This is a genomic window from Leeuwenhoekiella sp. LLG6367-2.1 (assembly GCF_045055775.1).
Classification (GTDB): Bacteria; Bacteroidota; Bacteroidia; order Flavobacteriales; family Flavobacteriaceae; genus Leeuwenhoekiella; species Leeuwenhoekiella aequorea.
The window spans coordinates 2,148,320-2,170,604 of record NZ_CP159331.1 but is presented as its reverse complement, the minus strand read 5'-3'; the positions used below and the strand labels follow the sequence as shown (position 1 = coordinate 2,170,604).

Annotated in this window: 22 protein-coding genes; all 22 read right to left on the bottom strand. The window is 33.0% G+C overall.

The genetic code is table 11. The annotated features are described in order from the left end of the window. Positions 1–68: 68 nt before the first annotated feature. A complete protein-coding gene (gene neuC, locus ABVM53_RS09925; RefSeq protein WP_405325669.1) occupies positions 69–1,190 on the bottom strand; it encodes a UDP-N-acetylglucosamine 2-epimerase in 1,122 nt (373 codons plus the stop codon). Continuing rightward, positions 1,187–2,113 carry a hypothetical protein gene (locus ABVM53_RS09920; protein ID WP_405325667.1) on the bottom strand — a complete coding sequence of 309 codons (927 nt, stop codon included), beginning with the start codon at positions 2,111–2,113 and terminating at the stop codon, positions 1,187–1,189. The genes neuC and ABVM53_RS09920 overlap by 4 nt, the downstream gene beginning before the upstream one ends. After that, positions 2,110–3,150, bottom strand: a complete 1,041-nt coding sequence (neuB, locus tag ABVM53_RS09915; RefSeq protein WP_405325665.1) for an N-acetylneuraminate synthase — start codon at positions 3,148–3,150, stop codon at positions 2,110–2,112. The genes ABVM53_RS09920 and neuB overlap by 4 nt, the downstream gene beginning before the upstream one ends. 38 nt (positions 3,151–3,188) lie before the next feature. Next, complete coding sequence (locus ABVM53_RS09910) at positions 3,189–3,986, bottom strand: glycosyltransferase (RefSeq protein WP_405325663.1); 798 nt, start codon at positions 3,984–3,986, stop codon at positions 3,189–3,191. Next, positions 3,979–4,632, bottom strand: coding sequence for a cytidylyltransferase domain-containing protein (locus tag ABVM53_RS09905; protein WP_405330858.1), 654 nt, complete (start codon positions 4,630–4,632; stop codon positions 3,979–3,981). The genes ABVM53_RS09910 and ABVM53_RS09905 overlap by 8 nt, the downstream gene beginning before the upstream one ends. Positions 4,633–4,665: 33 nt before the next feature. Next, positions 4,666–5,442 carry a class I SAM-dependent methyltransferase gene (locus tag ABVM53_RS09900; RefSeq protein WP_405325661.1) on the bottom strand — a complete coding sequence of 259 codons (777 nt, stop codon included), beginning with the start codon at positions 5,440–5,442 and terminating at the stop codon, positions 4,666–4,668. A 4-nt stretch (positions 5,443–5,446) separates the two neighbouring features. Further along, the gene (locus ABVM53_RS09895) at positions 5,447–6,328 is read right to left on the bottom strand and encodes a glycosyltransferase family 2 protein (protein WP_405325659.1); all 882 of its coding nucleotides are present in this window, start codon (positions 6,326–6,328) and stop codon (positions 5,447–5,449) included. 2 nt (positions 6,329–6,330) lie between these two features. Beyond that, complete coding sequence (locus tag ABVM53_RS09890) at positions 6,331–7,584, bottom strand: hypothetical protein (protein ID WP_405325657.1); 1,254 nt, start codon at positions 7,582–7,584, stop codon at positions 6,331–6,333. Between the two features lies 1 nt (position 7,585). Next, positions 7,586–8,557 carry a glycosyltransferase family A protein gene (locus ABVM53_RS09885; protein ID WP_405325655.1) on the bottom strand — a complete coding sequence of 324 codons (972 nt, stop codon included), beginning with the start codon at positions 8,555–8,557 and terminating at the stop codon, positions 7,586–7,588. Beyond that, positions 8,554–9,513, bottom strand: coding sequence for a glycosyltransferase family 2 protein (locus ABVM53_RS09880; RefSeq protein WP_405325653.1), 960 nt, complete (start codon positions 9,511–9,513; stop codon positions 8,554–8,556). The genes ABVM53_RS09885 and ABVM53_RS09880 overlap by 4 nt, the downstream gene beginning before the upstream one ends. A 73-nt stretch (positions 9,514–9,586) precedes the next feature. Continuing rightward, positions 9,587–10,585: a glycosyltransferase family 2 protein gene (locus ABVM53_RS09875; protein ID WP_405325651.1), complete on the bottom strand. Its 999-nt coding sequence runs from the start codon at positions 10,583–10,585 to the stop codon at positions 9,587–9,589. A gap of 86 nt (positions 10,586–10,671) precedes the next feature. After that, a complete protein-coding gene (locus ABVM53_RS09870) occupies positions 10,672–11,673 on the bottom strand; it encodes a glycosyltransferase family 2 protein (protein WP_405325649.1) in 1,002 nt (333 codons plus the stop codon). A gap of 3 nt (positions 11,674–11,676) precedes the next feature. Further along, positions 11,677–12,561 (bottom strand): beta-1,6-N-acetylglucosaminyltransferase, encoded by an 885-nt coding sequence (locus ABVM53_RS09865; RefSeq protein WP_405325647.1) that lies wholly within the window; start codon positions 12,559–12,561, stop codon positions 11,677–11,679. Beyond that, positions 12,558–13,391, bottom strand: a complete 834-nt coding sequence (locus tag ABVM53_RS09860; protein ID WP_405325645.1) for a glycosyltransferase family 2 protein — start codon at positions 13,389–13,391, stop codon at positions 12,558–12,560. Before ABVM53_RS09860 ends, ABVM53_RS09865 begins: the two co-directional genes overlap by 4 nt. After that, positions 13,388–14,326, bottom strand: a complete 939-nt coding sequence (locus ABVM53_RS09855; protein ID WP_405325643.1) for a glycosyltransferase family 2 protein — start codon at positions 14,324–14,326, stop codon at positions 13,388–13,390. Before ABVM53_RS09855 ends, ABVM53_RS09860 begins: the two co-directional genes overlap by 4 nt. Further along, a complete protein-coding gene (locus ABVM53_RS09850) occupies positions 14,327–15,238 on the bottom strand; it encodes a glycosyltransferase family 2 protein (protein ID WP_405325641.1) in 912 nt (303 codons plus the stop codon). It abuts the gene before it with no gap. Between the two features lie 20 nt (positions 15,239–15,258). Beyond that, positions 15,259–16,119: a glycosyltransferase family 2 protein gene (locus ABVM53_RS09845; RefSeq protein ID WP_405325639.1), complete on the bottom strand. Its 861-nt coding sequence runs from the start codon at positions 16,117–16,119 to the stop codon at positions 15,259–15,261. Next, positions 16,107–16,880, bottom strand: coding sequence for a glycosyltransferase family 32 protein (locus ABVM53_RS09840; RefSeq protein ID WP_405325637.1), 774 nt, complete (start codon positions 16,878–16,880; stop codon positions 16,107–16,109). Before ABVM53_RS09840 ends, ABVM53_RS09845 begins: the two co-directional genes overlap by 13 nt. Continuing rightward, positions 16,877–18,136 carry an ABC transporter ATP-binding protein gene (locus ABVM53_RS09835; protein ID WP_405325635.1) on the bottom strand — a complete coding sequence of 420 codons (1,260 nt, stop codon included), beginning with the start codon at positions 18,134–18,136 and terminating at the stop codon, positions 16,877–16,879. The genes ABVM53_RS09840 and ABVM53_RS09835 overlap by 4 nt, the downstream gene beginning before the upstream one ends. Continuing rightward, a complete protein-coding gene (locus ABVM53_RS09830) occupies positions 18,137–19,000 on the bottom strand; it encodes an ABC transporter permease (protein ID WP_405325633.1) in 864 nt (287 codons plus the stop codon). It lies immediately after the preceding gene. Between the two features lie 3 nt (positions 19,001–19,003). After that, positions 19,004–21,475: a polysaccharide biosynthesis tyrosine autokinase gene (locus tag ABVM53_RS09825; RefSeq protein WP_405325631.1), complete on the bottom strand. Its 2,472-nt coding sequence runs from the start codon at positions 21,473–21,475 to the stop codon at positions 19,004–19,006. Beyond that, positions 21,476–22,240 carry a polysaccharide biosynthesis/export family protein gene (locus tag ABVM53_RS09820; RefSeq protein WP_371455852.1) on the bottom strand — a complete coding sequence of 255 codons (765 nt, stop codon included), beginning with the start codon at positions 22,238–22,240 and terminating at the stop codon, positions 21,476–21,478. Between the last annotated feature and the right edge of the window lie 45 nt (positions 22,241–22,285).

Genomic DNA, 22,285 nt, shown 5'->3' with positions numbered 1-22,285 from the left:
TAATGTTTTTTAAGGATTTTACTTGAATAGAAGTAGTTTGACTGATTTGCAAAACTGAATTTGAAAATTTAGATATCTCTAAATTGTTTTTGCTGGTCTATTTTCCAAATTTCTTCCGAATGCAGTGTTTGTAGAAAAAGAGTTGCTGCTTTTTGAGTTAACTTCCTTTTTTTAGGATTTATTTGGAGATTTTTCGCTGTTTTAATTCCATTTAAAATAGCGTCTAGAGAATTGGGGACATGGATAATTGTATCTGTATGCAAATCACGATTCTCTTGACGGCGCCCAATATTTATTGTTGGTAATCCTAAATAAGGAGCTTCGTGTATACCTGCGCTACTGTTACCAATAAGAAACTTGGCATTTTTAAGAAGCGTTATAAAATATTCAAATCTCAAGGAAGGAAAAATGCGGAATCTAGGATTGTCCTTAAGTTTATCATATTCCTCTAGAATTTCCGTAGAGCCTAAATCGTTATTTGGAAAGATTACTATATACTTAGAATCATCTTGTAACAAGCTATTTACAAATTGTATTGCATTCAATTTAGTATTTGAAAAATCTGTAGTAACCGGATGGTAAAGTACCACAGCATAATCTTCAAACGAAATGTCATAATAGGATTTAACTGTTTCTAATGTTGGTAACTCAGAACTAAACAATACATCTAAATCTGCAGAGCCTACTGTAAAAATAGAGCTCTCCAGCTCTCCCATTTGAACCAGCCGTCTTGCTGCTGTTTTATTGGAAACAAAGTGTATATGACTCAATTTACTCACCGAATGCCGAATCAATTCATCTACAGTACCCGAAAGCTCGCCTCCTTCAATATGCCCTACTAAAACATTATTAAGGGAGCCTACAATAGCTCCTGCGAGAGCTTCTACCCGGTCACCGTGAACAACAATTAAATCTGGTTTAAAATCCTTTACATAAGCCGAAAATCCTTCAATAGTTTTAGCCAAAGTAAGATCCATCCTAACCTCTGAAGTATGATTTTTAAAACGATGAATATTTTTAAATCCTGCCTTTTCAATTTCAATTACGGTCATCCCATACTTCTCAAGCAAATGCATACCTGTTGCAAAAATGCCATATTCAAATTCAGCATCATTCTGAACCGCCTGAATCAGTGATTTTAGTTTACCAAAGTCTGCACGAGTGCCACTTAAGAAAGCAATTTTTTTCAAATCTTAGATTTACTTATTAGAAATTTTTCTGGAAAGAATCTGTATTCAGGATACGGTTCATTTAACATTTCTACCTCAAGCTGAGGATTAAAAATTACAGAACAACCGCTTAATATAGAAGCTGTTTTGTAAAGCTTTGAACATTTTGATAACAGTAAACAATCAATCAGAGCTTCCCTATTTACTGCCTTATAATCTCTGAAAGAAATATGGATAGGTTTACCGTTACCTGAACGTTTTAAGGAACGAATTATAAGCGCAGATTCCGGAATATTATTTCTTACAAAATCTATAAAACCCTGATCATCACTGGCGATAAAAAACTTAAGCTTATTTTTTGATTTTTTAATTTCCTGTTGCATAACAGATAAAACGGCATCATAATGTACCGCAGGAGCTTCAGTTATCTTATCTGTGCCTCTATAATGAATTCCTATTACTGTGTACTCCTTAAAATTTAATGTTTCGAAGGTGTTTACTTCATGAAATAATTGAATATTTAATTTTATATATTTTTTTACTAGAAAATTTGCACGTTCAATTGTCAGCCGTGCGTTATAGTTCCAAGGGTCAGGAAGGCTAAGATTTGAAAAATTACGTATTGCAGCATACTTAAGTGAAGTTTTCTCTGAATTTTCTGGTTGAACCTTTACAAGTTCTGAAAAACTAGTAGCACCAATCCGCTTGGAAGGATTTCTAAATTTTATATAAGGGGTTAAGTTTTTTTCCTCACAAAATGCTAATATCTCTAAAACCCATATCAAATTGGCTCCAAATCCCATTTTAGAAAATACTTCAATCGCAAATTTTCCATTTTCAAAATTCTTCGCGAGTATTTCTTTATTCTTCTTAAATCTTAATTTAAAGTATCTGTAAATTAAAAAATTAAAAACTCTTGAATATGCAATTTTCAATTTTCTCACAGTATATCATCTAGTCTTAATTGCTCATCTTCTGCAATATCTCTAGCGGCTAGTTTACCTAACATAGAATCAAAGTCCTCTGCTAGAATCCCACCAGTTCCCGGTCTTTTCACCCAAATATTTTCTTTCGTAAATTTTTCTCCTTTCTTAACCGAAGCAATAGTACATACTGTGGCAAAAGCAAAGTCTATGGTAACCTGCTCTTCTGCGGCAGGAGCTTTTACACCACCACGCATCTGCCAGATTTCTGTGCTTGACTTAATTAATGCTGCACATTCAACCTCATCCATACTACATACAATATCCGGTCCCGTACGTTGTTTATGATCTGTAAAATGACGCTCGAGAATAGAGGCTCCAAGCGCTACTGCGCCCAGACACGCATTATTATTTAAGGTATGATCTGACAATCCAAACGGAACTTCTGGAAATGTCTCATGTAGTTGAGTCATCGCTCCAAAACGAACCAAATGAATGGGGGTAGGATATAAGTTGGTGGTGTGCAACAGTGCGAGTGGCGTCTGTGCATCTTTAAAAATTTGTACTGCTTTGGAAACACTTTCGATAGTATTCATTCCCGTACTTAAGATTACCGGTTTTCCAAAACTCGCAATATGCTTAAGCAAAGGGTAATTATTACATTCTCCCGAACCTATTTTATAGGCAGGAACTTCCATTTTCTGGAGTCGATTTGCCGCAGCTCGTGAGAATGGAGTTGAAATGAAAAGCATTCCTTTTTCTTCGACATAGTTTTTTAATGCAAATTCATCTGCTTCATTAAGTGCGCAGCGGCGCATGATTTCATAAATGGAAACGTCTGCATTACCGGGAATCACCTTTTTAGCCGCACCACTCATCTCATCTTCTACAATGTGCGTTTGGTGTTTTACCACTTCAGCCCCTGCTCGAGCAGCAGCATCCACCAGTTTTTTAGCCACGGCAAGAGAACCTTTATGATTAATCCCAATTTCTGCAATCACCAGCGGCGGGTAATCCCGTCCTATTTTGCGATGTCCTATTTGGATGTATGGATTCAAGGTAAGTTATATTAAGGGGTTGAATAAAATCTCAATATTTACTGAAATTTTTCTGGTTTATCTGCCAAAAATCTCAGCATAAAAATTAGTTTTTTAAAGCCATAAAATAAGTCTTGAACATAATTCCTAGAGCTTTTAATAAAAGTCATTACAAACCTATTCAAAGCATTTTTAAATTTGATATCATGATGCCATAATTGGTAAGCTCCAAAAATCTCATTTTTAAATCTAATATACTCTTGATCCTTAGATCGGGCTATATCATAACAAAAAATAGCAGGTACGGTGATTATAGAATACCCCTTTTTTAAGACTCTCAATGACCATTCTTTATCTTCAAATGTTTTTATATCATCCTTAAATCTATGCTTTTTCCATACCGAAATTTTAAATGCTGAACCACAAAATATTAAGCCAACCCCTTTAGGATCGTTTTGAGCATTAACATTATTGATATATCTCTTATAATCCCCGGAATTATGAATACAGCGAACTCCTGCGAGATTCTCGTTTGCTTTAAAAGCGGCTTTTATCAATTTAAAAAAGTCATGACTTACAGGATAAGCATGGGCACTAAAAATTACCGCAATTTCGTGAGAAACTAAGGAAGCTGCTAAGTTTGCACTACCTCCATAACTAAAATGCTCAATAGTCTGAAATCTAACCCCGTATTTTAAGGAAACCGCTCTACTCGTATCATCTGATAAATTATCTAAAACGAGTATCTCACTTATATCTTCTGAATACCTAGTAGTAAGATTATATAGTGCAAACTCCAAAGCTTCTGCCTGATTTTTATTCCGAATAATTACAGATAAACCAGGATCTTTAGTCATTATCATAATTTTTATAATAATTAAAAAACATCTCAGCCTTTTTAAAATCAGCTTCGGTATCGATGTCGATTTCGGCAAATGGGTGGTCGACAATAAGAGGATAGTTACTATCTCCTAAAAGCTTACTTTCTTTTACTAATTCGGTTTTAAAAATATAGAGCAGCCCATTTTCGTAATACAAGGGTTCCATATCCTGACTGCGTTGCCCCATTTTATAATTGTAAGGTTTAAATTGTCCCTTAGAAATAGTTCCCAGTTTATGTTTATTTCGGGAAACGGTCATCAGACTTTCGCAATCTTCACGTTCAAAGACTGTGGTTGCCTCTTTAAGAAGACCTTCTGGTCTCAAGGGATTTGTAGGTTGTAGTAAAATCACAGCATAATACTCTATATCTAAAAATTCTAATGCGTGTTGAATAGCTGTAATTATAGGTTCTTCATTTCCTGACAGATCATTAGGTCTGTTGATTACATTGAGGTTTCTCTTTAAGGCATATTGCGCAACATCAGGATCATTAGTAGTTACAAAAATATCGTTGAAACCATTTTCAAGAGCATAAATAATGCTGTGTTCCACTAAAGGCACATCTCCTAAGATCTTCATATTCTTTCTGGGAAGACGTTGGGAATTGGCGCGGGCTGGGATTATAACTATATAATTTTTGACTAATTTCAGATTCTAATCTTTTTTAGGATAGGTGTTATTTATGAGAAAATTCGATTTTTCAATATTAGCTCCTTTATAAATAAAAATCATGTTGTGGTAAAAGTGCATACTGAGAATATTCAAATCAAAATAGGATGGTTTTAATTTTGGATTTATGAATTCCGCATGATTTAAGCCATCTACTAAAGATTTAAAATAGGTCATAATAGTAACTTCAAAAGTATTTCGGTCCAAGCGGCCACCAAATTGTGGCCAATAAGATGTTTGTACATCTTCTATCACATAAATCCCTCCTGGATTCATCTTTGCAAACAGAAAATTAAATGTCTCTATCACGTGATCATTTATATGGCTCCCATCATCAATAACTATATCTAAACTTCCTATTTCTTCAACCATTTTATTTAAAAAGACCAAATCAACCTGACTACCTTGATAAATTTTTATTCTCTTTTCTTCCAGATTGCTTTTATCGTAAATATCAAGACCATAAATACTCGCGTTCCTAAAGTATTTCTTCCACATCCTTAAAGACTCTCCTCCCTTATTGGGATTATTATACCCCCCTACTCCTATTTCTAAAAGATTTAATTTTTTGCTTCGAAATTTATGAAAATGATGAGAGTAATGCTTCGTGTAGAAATGAGCTCCAAATTTATCTGTACAGTAATAGGAGGCCAATCTGTCAAGATTTTTACTATTAACATTAATTCTCAAGGAATTATAATAAGACTTTATCTTGTACCTCAAACCTTTAGGAATTTGAGTTTTAATTTTTTTCGCTATCATAATTTTAAATTCTTGGTGCAGGTAGATCTCTCATTTTTTGCAATGTTTCTAATTTTAAAACCTTCCTATATTTTGGTAATTCGAAAACAAATAGAGCCGTAGCGATCCCTGCTTGAAAAAAATTGAAAAAAAATGTTCCATTCAATACTGCATATTTAATGAAATTATGCTGATAAAGTCTCCCTAGTTTATATAACCAGAAGCGAAAAGGATAATAGACCAAATAAAATTTTGAAGAATTTATCAATTGATTTTTAAATCGATATTGATTATGACCTTGTTTCTTTCTAATTAAAAGGTTAACCCTATGTAAAACAACCAGATCTGAAGAAAATAAAATATCAAAACCGCAATCAAGTACCTCAGCAGAAACGCAAGATTCTTCTCCATATATCTTCATCCAGGTAGGGAAGCCATTCGTTTTGAAGTATACCTCTCTTTTAATTGCAAAACCACATCCAATAAATTCACTACAGAGAAACTCTCCTCTAACTTTATTTTGAACTTCATTGTATACAGTTAAGTCTCTTATCTCTCTAAATGCCAAAATCCCAACTTTAGGGTTGGATTTAAACAAATTTTGCGCAGTACAAATGAATCCCTTCTCTACAGGATTAGCATCGTCATCAAACCCGAATATAATTGCTCCCTTTGTTCTTTTATATAACTTATTTCTTGCGGGAGAAGCTCCTATTGATTCTTGAAGAATTAACCATTGAAAGTATGAGAATTTCTCGACTAATAAATACGAATCATCAGAACAACCGTCAAGACATATCAAAACTTCGGTATGGTTTAAGTCAACGTTGAGATTTATCCACTGAAGTGTTTTATTTAGTTCTGATTGTCGGTTTTTTGAGACAATGCATATTGAAGCCTCTAGCATTCTCAATGGTTTATATTTAATATTTGATTTTTTAAATGTTCAGGTTTAAAGTACTCCATTAAATTTGGTTTGTTTAATTTCAATTTAGACCCATTCAACCACATCTCATATAATTCACACATCTTTAAAAAAATTACGTTAGCGTCTGACGGGTCCGCGTGAAATGAATAATCAACGCCTAACAGATTTAAAGTCTCGCTTTTTTTCGGCCCTATATGAAGAATAATTTTATCGACTTTTACCAAATTTGGAACTTTAGCTGGTAAAAATGGGCTAATTTCCGATTCGGCTTCCAAGACTAAATTAACAGAAACTAAATGTTCGATTAATTTGACCACATCGTAATTCAGGTTTCCTGAATACCGGAATATGGTATCAAACTTCTTGCACAATTCAGTCAAGTAGGGCTCGTGAAAAGTGCCTGGACCAATTAGTAAAAGGTGCACATCATTTTCAGAAAGTTGATAATGTGAAACAAATTTTCTCCAGGCCTCAATTAGTTTGAATGGGCTTCTATGTTCGAGCAAATTACCCGCATGAAGCATTGTAAATTTATCCTTTATTTTATTTGAGATATTCTCTGGAATAAGATTATCGGTAGAATTCATCTGACTAATTTGGTGTGGAAAAACCAACCCTTCATGATGAAATCTAATATTATATTGCCCCATCCACTCTCTTAATAGAGCTGAAGGGTAGGAAAAGTATTTTGCCTTTATTGCCATTTCTTGAAAAAAGACTCTTTTCTTTCTGTCACCTGGCTCAACCCACCTGTAAGGTTTCGGATAATAGGAAAAAGGGAATGGGTCATGAATGTTAGCAATCCATTTTGAGTGCCATCTATTTTGACTCAATATTGCATAATGTGAACGGTAACTAGATCCCTTACTTAGCGTTATCAACCAGTCAAAATCTTCTGGATTCTCCTTACGTATCGTTCTTACAATACTTTTAGTATCATTAAAAAAAGTAAAGGAAAAGCCGAATCTTCTTTCAAAATATTTAGCGATTTCTATTCTAGTATACCTCTGCCAAAGCCGTTGAAATCTGCTTAGCAAAAAATAAAAGCTCCACTTATTCTCATTTATAAGAATGCTTTCTGCTTTTTCAAAAAACACCTCCTTATGAGAGTAATGATATATTTTCAACGAAAAACCACACTCCAATAATGCACAGATGAAGGCGTAGTTCGCTTTTCCGCCACTACTCAAATTAACGTCAACATCTTCGGCTAGGACCAACAATTTTTTCAACACACTAAAGCTTAAAAATCTTTTTGATCAAGGAAAACAGGTGTTTACGAATAATAAATGGAATACTGGAACGTGAAGAAATGAAAGAAGCATCAAAAAAAGAACCTGGAAGTTTAGAATCAACAAAATATGCTTCTTGAATTTGATCATTAACCAAAGTGTTTCCCATGTGGTAAGCATAAGTCGTTCTAGTTGAAAGCCTGTAATAACCCTTTCTATCACTCAAAATGTCAATAAAATCTTCCTCAAGGCCATTTTTAAATTTTAATTTAGGAAAACCTGTAGAATTTTTGAATATATCGCCCTTATATGTAGCGACAAAATGACCGCTACCAATAATTGCGTCTGTACCCGATAAATAATACTGGCGTTCTTTCCATGAATACTTCCTATTACTTCTATCTAATAAAGCTTTATTTCCCATCCCATATAAATACATTTCAGAATCCTGATCGGAAATAAATTTATCGTACTGTATTTTACCTCTGAAAAAATTATCTATAAACACTGCTGTATTGCAATAAAATGCTAACCCCGCAGAAGGCAGGGGCGCAACAACACCAGCCTTAGGGCATTTTGCGAATATATTAAAAACTCCCTCTTCCCAGCCTTTAAAGAAAAGCACATCAGCATCTGTTATAGTTATAAATGGCTCAGCTGCAGCTCGTGCCTCTTGTAATACCGGATACACCTTACCCTTATTCTCCTGGTATACAACTAGTTTGTCAATTGCTGCACGCTTGCTCTCTATGACACGGGAGATTGCTACACAAGAATTATTATTAATCAGTGTTATAGCTGTGGTTTGCAGGTTTATAGTTTTAACTAATTGATCGATAAATTTTTCAAAAACCTCCAAATGATTTAGATAATACTGCTCCTTTAAATTAGGGATGTAAACCGGCACAATCACCCGATGCGAAAAAATCGGTAATACCTCGCCTTTGAACTTTTCAGGATTTACTCCGTTTCTCAAAAATTAATCAAATTTACTAAGTGTAATACTTTGCTCATTTTAATATACATCCAAAGAGCAAAATATTTCGGCTTAAATATATTTTTTACTTGGCTAAAGTATTGGCTAAGTAAATCGATAAAAAAAGTGTTATTTCTTCTTACTGCTATTTTCGTGTATGACTTTAATATAAAAAATGGTGGGCTGCTTTGTTTCAAAACAAGTTTCAGAAATTTCTTCTGAAATAATCTTTCAGATTCACCTTTGAGATTAGGATCACTATATAAGTTTGAGGTAATAGCCTGATCATGTTTTCGATACCAACATAAAATCTGCTCAATTAACTGATACTTCAGAGACTCCTTTAAAAATATTCTGAGATAAAATTCCCGTTCCTCTGCATAAAATAAAAGAGTATCAAAGCGATATTTTTTCAAAACTTCAAACTTCCAAATAGGCCCTAGTGAATTTAAATGTATTTGATTTAGATAAAAAGATCTGAGAAGATTATCTGTTTTAATCGAGTAGCTAGGATCAAAAGCCTTCTTTAAATTGAACTGGATTTGAGTTACATCCCAAAATTTACGATACATACATATAGTTATATCCAACTTCGGTTCTTCTATAAATGGTTCTATTTGTAATTCCAATTTTTGTGGATGCATTATATCATCATCATCAAAAAATTGAATAAACTCTGCATTTCTTTTTTGCGCTAAATCCAATCCGAAGTTACGGGTAGCTGAAAGACCTTGTGGATAAGCTTCAGTTTTTTTGAAATAAAAAAAACGGGAATCGGATTCTATAAAAGCATTTATTACAACTTCTGTTTCGTCTGTTGAATTATCATCAGTTATCAAACATTCAAAATAGGTATAGGTTTGATTTTTTATAGATTCTAAAGTTTCCAGAATTAAATGAGCCCGGTTAAAGGTAGCTAAGAGGATAGTTATCTTAGGATGGATTAAAGATTTCACACTATAGATTTCAGTCAACTATTTTGATAAAAAAATTACAATTTTCAATGATGTTAAAAACTTAATAGTCATTCTAATTTATGTCACACATTAACTTAAGACTTTTTTTGTAACTAAATTTTCTTGACAATAGGACTCTTGGCCATTTAAAAAGGATGTATAACTTGTGTATAAACTTCACCTTTTCATAATTTCTTTTCCAAATCTGTCGAACGATCAAATAAAAATTTAATTGAACCTCGTCCCATTCTAGCGCTTTATTATTCATAATTTTCTCTTTTAAGTCAAAAGAGAAAAGCTCAAAGCTTTTTAATATCTGATAAGCATTATTTAATTCCCCTAAAAAAAGTGACTTTAAAAAAAATGACAAAGAAGTATTTTGTCTGACAAAATTTTTAAATAACTCTTCAACAGCAGTCGTATATTCCTCACTCACTAACAAGTCTGATTTTATTTTAGTTGAAAGACTTTCACCATGATATCTATACTGATACAAAGATTCATTTATAAAGCCAATCTCAAATTTTTCAGAAACTCGCATCCAATAGTCGTAATCCTCAATCAAAAAGAGATTTTCGTTGTACTTACCAATCTCTTCAAAAACAACTCTTCTATACATAAAAGATGCACCAATTGCATTGGAAAATATTAAAGAATTAAAATTGTAATTTTTATTATTATGAAATTTCTCACCCTCATTAGAAATAAAATCCTCTTTTGAATAAATAAATTTATAATGCCCATTATCAAATTCTTTTAAAAACCTTTCAATAAAATTGACTTTTAATTTATTATCATGAGAAGTCCAGGTTAAAAATTCACCTCTAGCCATAGAAAAACCTTTGTTAAGTGTGTAAGGCAATTTTTTATTTTCTGGATTGCTATAAAATTGTATTCTATTATCTTTTTCTAAATATTTATTTGCTATTTCAGGGCTTTTATCTGTCGAATCATCATCAATAATTATAAGCTCAAAATTAGGATTTGACTGATTTATCACGCTCTCAATGGCCTCATTGAGATGTTTTTGACCATTATATACTGGTAAAACAATAGAAACTTTAGGTATCAAATCAATATTTTATTAAAATTTTAGCATTCATTATAGGAAAGGATTCTCTAAGCTAACTAATGATATGGTTATCGTTCAAATAAGCCCTAAATAACTCTATTTTTAAACCTTACTTTCAAATACGAAAAAAACCATCTTGGACTAATTATAAAAATTTTCTTCCACAATATTATTGTTCCAAAATCAATCCTCAGTTTAGGATTTTCAACATAGAATTTTAAAAAATTATATTTTTTACGATTAAGAGCTTTACCGAGAGAATGTAATTCGTAGAAGTTATTACAGCCAACTTTTAAAAGCAACTGATACCAGTTCAAAACTAAATGAAGCTCTTTAGTATCTATTGATCTGTAAGGCATTATGGCATTCATTATAATTTCTCTCTTGTAAACCTCGGTGTCATATTTGAAAACCTGAAACATGCGGCACATACTAAGCCTCATACGATCTTTTTGAATTGCCGACCTCATATTTGAAGTTTGGTTATTATGTACTCTGTAATTTAATAACCTCTCAGACAAATTAATAAGTGGGTGATCTAAAGCAACCCTTGTGAACAGGTCATAGTCCTCTGCAGGCTCCAAGGAAGAATCGTAGCCATATTTTTTTAAAATATCTCCCCTACCCATTATAGTTGGATGTATTAAAGAACTCCCAAATAACAAATTGATTTTTATCGCTTCATACGACTCTGGGAAATTAAATTTAAAATTTGCTCCTAATATATTAGCGTCTGTACCACATATAGCAACTGATGAATTTTTTCTTAGAAAATTTACCTGAAGTTCAAAACGATTTGGCATAGAAATATCATCGGCATCCATTCTTGCTATAAATAAGCCATGTGCAATGGCCAATCCTTGATTCAAGCTTTCAGTATATCCCGTATTTATAGGTTTCAAAATTAGTTTAATGCGCTTATCTGTATAAGACCTTATAATATCAACGCTAGAATCATTAGAACAGTCATCAATTATAATTAATTCAAAATTTGAATAAGTCTGTGCCAGAATACTATCAATACAGTCCTTGATAAATTTTTCGGCATTAAAAACAGGAAGTAAAACAGATATTAAACTTTCTTGCATCTGTTACCCTCTTTTTTTCATAAAATCATCTAGAGCCGTTTGAAGATCTGAGGATACACTTTCATCAAATTTTCGAGCAAAAAAAGCCTCGCTAGTCACTAGTTTATCGTAATCAGACATATCTAATATAGCAGGATTACTATCATTTCTAGCACTCCAATCAATATGCCTAAGATTATTTTGGACTAATAGATTAGAATCAAAAAAATTACACAAAACTGTTTGCACATAAACCTCTTCACTGCACAAGGTATACCGAAACCTTTTAAAGATTTTACGGTTGGAATTCGTAAATCCAATCATAAATTCAGCTGCTTCTCGATTCAGACTCCACCAGGTTGAACCAGCATATATATTACTCATTTCAAAAGGTAGCTTCCTTCTAATACCATATTTTCTTTGTAATTGGAATAGCCGGTATAAAATTTTTCTTTGATGTAAATTCTTGTAATCTAAAAAATCGTAAAAATTAAAAATTTCATAACGATCTAATCCATTATTCTTCCAACCTGTTAAACTTATATGTTGATAATCAAGAAATGAAATCCCTCGATTATCTAAAAAGAATTCCTTAAAGCTATCTATTTTTTTTAATGGATAATCTTGTCCGCTTATTGCGTGAAAATATTCAATTTTTGGATTTTTAAGGGCTTCTTCGAGCAAATGTAAAATAGCCTTTAGGTGATTAAATCCTCCCCAATTTACCTGGTATTTTCTACTAACAAGCTTTATATTATTTGCATTCAATATCTTTTGTAAGTTCTCATTTGTAATCTTAACCTTTCGGTCAAAATGTATGTAGATCTCAAAGTCCTCATCAAAGAAATCAATGATTTTTTTAAGATGGTTAAGTTCCTTATATGCTGTTATTAAAATTGCCTGCTTCATTTTAATCCTTGCTTTATTAAACGTGGTATTTTCAATAATGCATTTCCAAGAAGGAATTCTTTTGATTTTATAGATTTTAGATATTTATTATTCTCCTGCTCATATAATTCTGCTATAAAATCCACAAAATTTTCAAAATTCTGAATGTAACAATCCTTATGCTTTTTGAAAATATAATTTAACAAGGTAGGTCTGCAACTGTTTGCTATACTTGTTGTCGAGTTTCCTCGTAATGTATAATTAAAATAGACATCTTTTACAACCTTACATTTACCTCCACTTTTTAAAAGACGAATATAAAATTCCCAGTCTTCCCAACCTTGACGCATTTGTTCATCATACCCCCCTATAATACTCCAATCTTCCTTTTTAAAAATGGCCGTACCCATTGCAGAATTATAAAACAAAAAGTCTTTTAAACTTCCTCCCCTTGGACTGTACTGATCCACTATTTTTCCTCTAACTATTCTATTAGCATTACAGCAAACTAACTTACAATCCTGCTCTTCTATGAACTTTATTGCAGACGATCCAAAATCACCTGTAAAATAATCATCACTATCTAATACTAAAATGTACCGACCACTTGCTTTACTTATACCCACATTCCGGGCCTTCGCCTGCCCTGAGTTCTCTTGATAAATAATGGTATCGTAAAGAGCGCTCAAGTCTTGTATGCGTTTTTTTGCTAAGGCATTAGACCCATCATCGATCACAATAATTTCATTAACACCTCCAAATTGTTGTTTAGCAGAAATAAGACACCGCTCAATATACTCAGGGGTATTGAAATAGGGAATAATTATAGAGTTCTTATTTCTTGTATTCAACTTCTAATATATTTTACAACATTATAACCTTTTCCAAATAAGTAACCTGTGACAAGAGCCAAAGTAAATAGACCTGCTTTAAAAACAGAATAATATTTAGCAAGGTAAGGAATACTTCTCCACGTATATTTGGGCCATTTTTTTGATAACGTTTGTTTAAAACTCAATTGAATATATCCTGAAAGAAACCAACGCTGTAATTCTGCAGTACTTAGATCCTCTACATACTCTAAGGCTGTAAATTTATTTTCGGCTAATATTTGATCAATATTTCTTTTTAGTGTTGTATTAATCATATTGGAATCGTGAATCCTTCGATATGTATTTACCTCTGGAAGCAATAGTCCGTTAAGTGTGAGCCCTAAAAGCTTTAAGTTATAATGGTATTCACTTGCATTATCTTCTATGCCTTCCTTAAACCTCAATTTTTCAGCAAGTTCTCTTTTAAGTAATAAATCGTCAGTAATCCAGGCTACTCTATAGGTAGCAAAGTTTGTCATATTCAGCTGTGAACTTCTACGATCGAACTCGTAAGGCTTTCCCCTAAATTCATTATTATAAAAGTTTATAGAATCTGATACAACAAAGTCTTTTTCATAGGCAAAAATTGCATTTCTACATAATTCTAAATGATCAGGAGTCATCAAGTCATCACTGTCAAAAAATTTAATAAGGCTTCCTGATGATTTAGAAAAACCGAAATTCCTACAGGAATTAGCACCTTTTATTTTGCTTTTGGGCCGGTGGTATAATTTATAATTAGGTTTATCTATTATAAATTTATTTATAAGCTCAACAGATTGATCTGTTGATCCATCGTCAACCAGAATACACTCCCAAGTAGTATAGGTTTGCTTATCTATTGAATTTAAAGTTTCAATTACATAAGATTCCCTATTGTAGACCGGTAGTATGATTGAAATCAACTCTTTCATTTAGATAACCGGCTTATTTAAAGATACTTTTAAAGTTCGCTTTCCAAATTTTTTTAATTCCTTCGCAGATAAATATTGTAAATGTATTTTTAGTAATAACAACCACTCTCTATATGTCAATTGGCGGTTACCCCGTATTGTATTTTCTAACCTTCCTTTTAAAAGACTGATTTGATCTTTAGAGTACAGTTTAATATAGTTTGAAAGAAGGAATTTATAAAATAGTATCTTGACTTTAGACTTGCGCAGTAAGTTGGTGTTTTGGCCGGTAATACTTTTATCTGAAATTCGAATTACTGCAAAACTATCATTAATAGTGTATATTGGTAACCCCTCAGAAAATTCTAACCATGCACGATCATCACTGCACCAAGCCAAGTCATAATTATAGAATCCAAATTTCATATAAGATGATCGTGCAAAAAAATATTCTGAAAGGGAACTTCGTGTGTCATAAATACATTTACGCCAAAATGCCTCTGTAGGTAGCTCCCAGGAAGGGTGGGTGCAGAATTTAGAAAGATTTCCAGATTGCTGATAGAGATCATAGGAAGCGAAGCGTACCACATTCGTTTTAGCTTCAAATCTTGGTAAATGATTATACCATTGCTCTATATAGTTGGAGCTGATGTAATCATCATCACCAAGTAACATAATCCAAGGCTCTTTTTTGCTCAATGCTATACATCGATCCCAGTGCCCCGTTAGACTTTTGTTTCCTAAATTTCTTTCAAATTTGTGATATGTAATTTCTAAGAGCTGCTGATATTTGGATAGTATTTGTACTGGTGAATTTTCAGAAGCATCGTCGCCTATGTAAACTTTAAAATCAAGACAAGTTTGGTGTACCAGACTTTTTATCGTCTCCTCAAAAAAATCAATTTTATAATAGGGTATTACAACTGCCAACATTTATTTGCAAGTTAACTTAATTACCTTCTTTGTCTTAGAGGAAATATTTTAAAGAAATTGATGAATTTATAAGTATTCGAATTCAAAAATTCTAGATGCTGTCTCTGCAACTTGGCATAATCTTGTTGTAACTCACAGATATACTTTTTATAAATACGTAAAGCCTTATCTTCAGAAACTAACCTTTCCATATAAACTAAAGTATTTCGTTTTTCTCGTTTCATTTTATTAAAATCTCTTGTCATACCGTTTTTGTGTATCCTATAAGTTACAAGAGGTTCATCTATAAAAATTGTATTTTTGGGATGTCGAAATAAGTAAATCCAGAAAATCCAATCTTCACGTGCTTCCAACTCAATAGGAAAATAAAATTCATCTATCAAAGCTGATTTTAATAATGCGCTGTGAATGGGTATGGAGAATTTTTCACCCCAATCAAATAATATTGAATCCAAATTAAAATAATATGCGCCTAAAAGAAAATTTGGATTTTCAAACAAATTTGCTTCTTCATTAAAAAACTTAAAATTTGATATTACAATATCAACCTGAGGATTTGAAAATTCCTTTATGGATCTTGAGAACTTTTCTTGATCTAAAAAGTCGTCAGAATCTAGAAATTGTATGTATTCTCCTTTGGCTTGAACCAAACCGGTGTTACGAGCAGAAGACAAACCCTTATTTTCCTGAAAAACATATTTAAAGCGCTTGTCTTTTTGAATCCAGTTATTCGCAATCTCCTTCGTTAGATCTGCTGAACCGTCATTTATTATTATACATTCCCAATTAGAATAAGTTTGGTTTAGTACAGATGTCAGGCATTCTTCTAAAAACTCAGCTTGATTATAACAAGGAACAATGACAGAAATTAGACCTTCCATATACTCTTAAATTTCTTTAAAAATCTTTTGATTAGAAAATTCTTTATCTCCAACCTATTAATAATACCTTCATTATAAAGAAAACCGATAATATCGTCCTTATAATAATTCAAAAGCCTTTCTTTGAAAAAAGGCTTTAAGAGATTTTCTGAATAATTTGATTTATCACCTTTTTCAAGCCAACTTCCAGTAAAATGGTGTACTGCATAATTTGGAACTGGATCTAAACAAAAATAGTATGAAGGATATATTTGTATACCATCTTTTAATTCCTGAAACTCATTTTTTAGAGGATTAACATTGTACTTTTCAATTAAATAGTCCGAGACTATACACGTATTAGTTCTAAAATCAAGTTTACCAAGATCTTCATAATAGAGCTTTATATCTCTTGGCCAAATATGCCCTTTTTCAGCACCCCAAACAGCAGTAAACGGGAAACCTATATTTTCAAAACCTGAGAATGCTCTATGATTTAAAAAAATATCAAGCGAAGATTTCAATTCAACATCAGTATCCAAATAAACACCTCCATATTCAATTAATGCAAAACTCCTTACATAATCAGAAAGAAAAGCCCACTGCTTGCTACTGTATGCCTGACGAGTAAATTCACAGATTGATACGTCAAAATTTTGCTCATTCCATTCTATGAACTGATAGTCTGTGAGATAAAATTTCCAAGTCGAAATGCAATAGTTAATAAAATCTGACTTCTTGCCACCTCCAAACCAACAGTAGTGAATAATCCTAGGTATCATTTTAAAATTATCACTTCCGGTAGAAGAGAAACAGCTCCATTCCACTTTTTCTTAAAAAATTCACCCCTCCGAAAATTATCATCAATTATAATAAATGAAAGAGCATTTTTGAGTTGGAAATAAATATTTCCTTCAAAATCATTTGCAAAAAAATCAACTATATAAATGCCATTGTTTAAAATATATCTGTCTAAAACTATTATCACATTATGTAAACCTTCTTGAAGTTTAAAAAAATCAGCATTTTTATGATAGGTGTTTAGAGCTACAATTAAACTTCCAGACTCGTCATAAATACATAAACAAAAAGCGACTTCTCGCTGATCCTTTAATAATTGAAATTCTATATCAAATTTTAAAATATCTCCATTGTAAAACTCTTGACTTTTAGCGCTATTGTTGAGAGTTATTTTAGTAATATTCAACCATTTATTAATTAACTGTTTGCCTATTGATCTGTTATTGGAAATTGCCAGATAATCTTCTACTACTTCTTGAATACTTCCACTCATTTTAACCAGTCCTTTTTCCAATAAAATCCCCCTACTACACAAACTCCGTACACTCGTCATATTATGACTCACAAAAAGTACAGTCCTTCCTTCACCTTTAGAAATATCCTGCATTTTACCTATTGCCTTTTTTTGAAATTCGGCATCTCCTACGGCAAGCACCTCATCTACAACGAGAATTTCCGGTTCTAAAAAAGCTGCAACTGCAAATGCTAGTCGTACCGTCATACCGCTGCTGTATCGTTTTGTAGGAGTATCTATATAGCGTTCACAGCCCGAGAAGTCTATAATCTCATCAAGTTTTGACGAGATTTCAGTTTTGGTCATTCCTAAAATTGCACCGTTGAGAAAGATATTTTCCCTGCCAGTGAGTTCGTGATTAAACCCCGTACCTACTTCAAGTAGCGAGGCGATACGACCACGACTTTTAATAACTCCTGTACTAGGTGCAGTAACTCTAGAAAGTATTTTAAGCAGAGTAGATTTACCGGCTCCGTTTTTCCCTATTATTCCTAGAACTTCACCTTGTTGCACCTCAAAATTAATATCGCGCAACGCCCAGACATAATCTTCAGTAGATTTCTGACTACAATCATTAACAGCTCCTACTTTTAAAAAAGGGTCTTCTTTTCCTCTGATTTTCGCCCAGCTTCTTTTAAAATCATCGCGCAATGTACCAGAACCCACATTACCTAAGCGATACTGTTTTGAAATATTTTCAGCTTTAAGAATAATATCACTCATTTATATAGTATCAATAAAATTCTTTCCAGTCTTGTTAAAAACGATCAACCCTACAAAAAATAAAACCAGACTCAAACCCGAGCAATAGGCGAGTAAAGGCCATTCAAACAAGCCCTCACTTAAGGTCATATAGCGAAATGCTTCGATAAGTATAGCTATAGGATTCAGTTCGACTATCCAGGTATACTCCGCTAAAGTGGCACTGTTCTGTACTTCAGAAATAGGATACATAACCGCTGAGATATACATTAGAAGTGTTGTCGCAAAACCGATTAAAATTCTAAAGTCCCGGTATTTAGTTGTTAATGACGAAATCAACATTCCTGCTCCTAAACCCAGAACCGCTATAATTAGCAAAAGAACAGGAAAAAACCATAACGTTTTATTAGGTTGTACTTCAGATCCTTTAACAACGAAATACATATAAAAACTGGCAAAAATAAAAAGCTGAATACTCAACTTGAATAATGCGGAGATTGCCTGTGACATTGGCGAAATAACACGAGGAAAATACACTTTAGAAAAAAGACCTGCATTACTGGCAAATGTGTTAGAGGTATTGTTTAAACACTGCGCAAAATAGCTCCACATCGTAATACCGGCAAGATTAAATAGAAATGGTGGCGCACCCCCCGTTGAAATACTGGCTATATTGTTAAATACTAATGTAAATATAATACCCGTAAATAAAGGTTGTATTAAATACCATAAAGGACCTAAAATAGTTTGTTTATAAGCAGAAATTATATCACGTCTCACAAACAGATAGAGTAAATCTCTATATCTCCAAATCTCTTTAAAATCTATATCAATTAATGGTTGTTTAGCATTGATCTCATACAACCACTCATCTTGATCCTTCATTAATTATTTCTCTAATTGGTTATTAAACCACTTCGCAATATCTTTTATATATCTCTTGATTTTTGAAAACAAGCCAGATTTTCCATTTTGTCTGTAGGCCTCTCCGTACTTCCCGTAGCTATAACCATATTCATAACCATAGCCCATTTTACTTTTAGCTGAAAAATAATTGAGAACGAAACTTATATTATTTATTTCCTTCTTCTTATACTTATCATTTATGAGACGTAGCATCCCTTTCTTAGTGTAATGTTGCCTTATTATATACAAAGTTGCATCTACATATTCATCAAGTTCTAATGCATCAGAAACAAGTCCTAATGGAGGAGTATCTAAAATTATATAGTCATATTTTTGTTTCAGTTCTGCAATCAAAACATCCATTTGATCACTCATCAAAAGCTCCGATGGATTAGGAGGTACTGATCCTGCTAATATCACATCTAAATGGGGAATCTGAGTATTTTGTATTATAGTATCTAAATTATCTTCTCCAATTAGATAGTTCACCACCCCTTTATCGGATGGCAAATTAAAATCTCCAAATATTTTCGGTTTGCGTAAATCGAGACCTACTAAAACTGTTTTGCGTTCACTTAATGCAAACACACTGGCTAGATTAATGCTACAAAAAGTTTTTCCTTCACCACTCACAGATGATGTAACACGTACTGTCTTGGCTCCTTCAATTTGTTGTTTCCTATAAATAAACTGAAGGCTAGATCGAAGTCCCCTAAATCCCTCTGCGATTGCAGAGCGAGGGTCTTCAATAACTACTAAACTACTTTTTAAACTACTCTTACCTATTGCACCAAGTACTGGAATATTAGAAAGCCTCTTAATTTCATTAGGGTTGCTAATATTTGTATCAAAGAAGAAAAGCAAAAACAATATAACTAAAGGCACAGCAGTACCTCCCACAATTGCCATCACATAACTCACCTCGGTATTAGGACCTATTGGTCCATCTCCGGTATCTTTAGCTTCATCAATAATTAATATATCTGAAACGTTTGCAGCTTTGACAATTCCTGCCTGGCTACGTTTATCTAAGAAAAGTCCGTAAGCACCTTCACTCAGGTTATAGCGCCTTTGTATTCCAAATAACTGCTGCTGCTCATTAGGAAGTTTCCGCATTTGAGATTCGGTCTGCGCGATCTCACTTCGCACATCTCGCAGTTGTCTATTTAAAATTTGCTGGCTTGAAGCCATATTTTCAAACAAAACAGATTTAATTGCATTTATACGTCTGTCTAAATCTTTAAAGGCAGGGTTATTAGGTTTTGCGGAATAAGCTAATCTTTTACGTTCTTCAGCTAATTCTATGATATTAGAAACACTCTGCGTTACACTTCCTTCTCCTATTCCCGTAATTGAAGGTGCAGGAATATCTACACTATAATCTTCTCTGGTTTTTAAATAGCGCTCTAAATCTTGATAATAATCGAGTCGCTGTTCTAAATTCTGCTTTTGTGCATCAAGTTCAGTTATCTTAGTTATTAACCCTTCTTCGCTGCCGCCTATACCTACTGATGAGTTATTATCTCTAAATGAATCTAATTCTTCTTGAACACTACTCATCTCAGCAGTCTTTACCGCCAGACTACTATCTATAAATTTGATTGTTCTGGTTGCAAAAAGATTTTTGCGTTCTAACTGAGTTTCACTCAATACATTTACCGAAGAGTTTAAATAATCTACTAATCTTGCTTTATTAGTTCCGGTAAGACTAAGAGTTAAAATGCTCGATCCAGTAGGTGTTTGATCAAGCCCTATACCACGATAACGACTTACAACACCGTTAAATGCATTAAACTTTATGAGGTATTCTTTTCCTATTTCTACTGGAATATCAGTGGGGTTAAGCTTAAAATTGAAGTACGGAAAATCTACAGGGTCTCCTAGGTTATATTCTTTTGCTATCGTATTTTGAGGAAGTGATAAAGAACTTATTTCTTTGGTTTTATAATTCTGAGCAGAACCAGAACCTCCATTAAAGTCAATCTCTAAACGGTATTTTTTATCGGAAAGGAAAACCACTTTCACCATTTTATCCAGAAGCTGTGGTCTCAAGGTATTTACATCTACCTTAAACGGCGTAGATCCATAAATGTCTTCTAAATGATACTCTCCCTGCTCTAAATAATCTACATAGAACTGAAGCTTTTCAACAACAGCTTCATTATGACTTCTTGAACGTAGTAAGATAATTGCTGTTTGCACTTTATCTGTCGTACCTCCCCAATTAAATGTTAAGCTGGTATTTGAGGTGAAAAACGGATTTTGGTCATCTTTTACTGTAATCATATTACTCATACGAAATACAGATTGTTTACGCACATTTTTATAATGAGCAATGTAATATGCAATACCTATGCAAACCACAAATAAAGGCCACCAACTAACTACTTTGACTAGAAATCCTTTAAAATCAAAGAAGTTTTGCAGATCTCTTATTTCAAACTCATCTTCCATTTAAAGTCGGGTGATTAATAAAACTGTAGTCACAGCTAGGGTAAATAATGAAACAATGGTGTTTAAAGACTGCAGACCTGTAGTTCCTACTCCTAATGACTTCTGCGGAAGCGGATTCACTAAAATCAAGTCGTTAGGCTGTATATAATAATAAGGCGAATTTAAAGCTTCAATTTTTGTTAAATCAACGTGATGAACCTTTCGTCCACCAGGATATTGACGCAATATCAATACATCAGTTCTGTTTCCAAATTCGGTGATATCTCCACTATTTACAATAGCTTCGAGTAATGATAATTCTTCCACCAACTCTACTTTGGTTCCAGGACTTCCAACCTCACCGGCTATTGTATATTTTATACCGGCTAATTTTACAGTTACAAATATGTTTGCATTTTCAGTAAAATAGTCATCTAATAATTTTTCTTCTACGCGTTCACGTATTTCTTCAACTGTATAACCTAAAACAGAAATCTCACCGAGTGTAGGAAGACGTATATTACCGTGGTCATCAACTACAAAACCATCGTAATAATAACCTTCTCCTAAACTAGAACCTTCTCCCTCGCCTCCTTGTGGATTAAATAGCGCTACCAGTTCTTGATCCAGAGCTTTTATTCTAATACTAAGCACATCGTGAACCTGTACTCTGTAGGGACTTTTCAAAACATTCACTTGAATTAAACTGTCGGCAGTATTTTGAGATTCCTGAAGATAGGTGAGCTTCTTAGTAGAAATACACGAACTCATCATTACAAGAAGCATTAATACTACTATTTTGTAAAATGAAGCAATATTAAGTTTTGATGG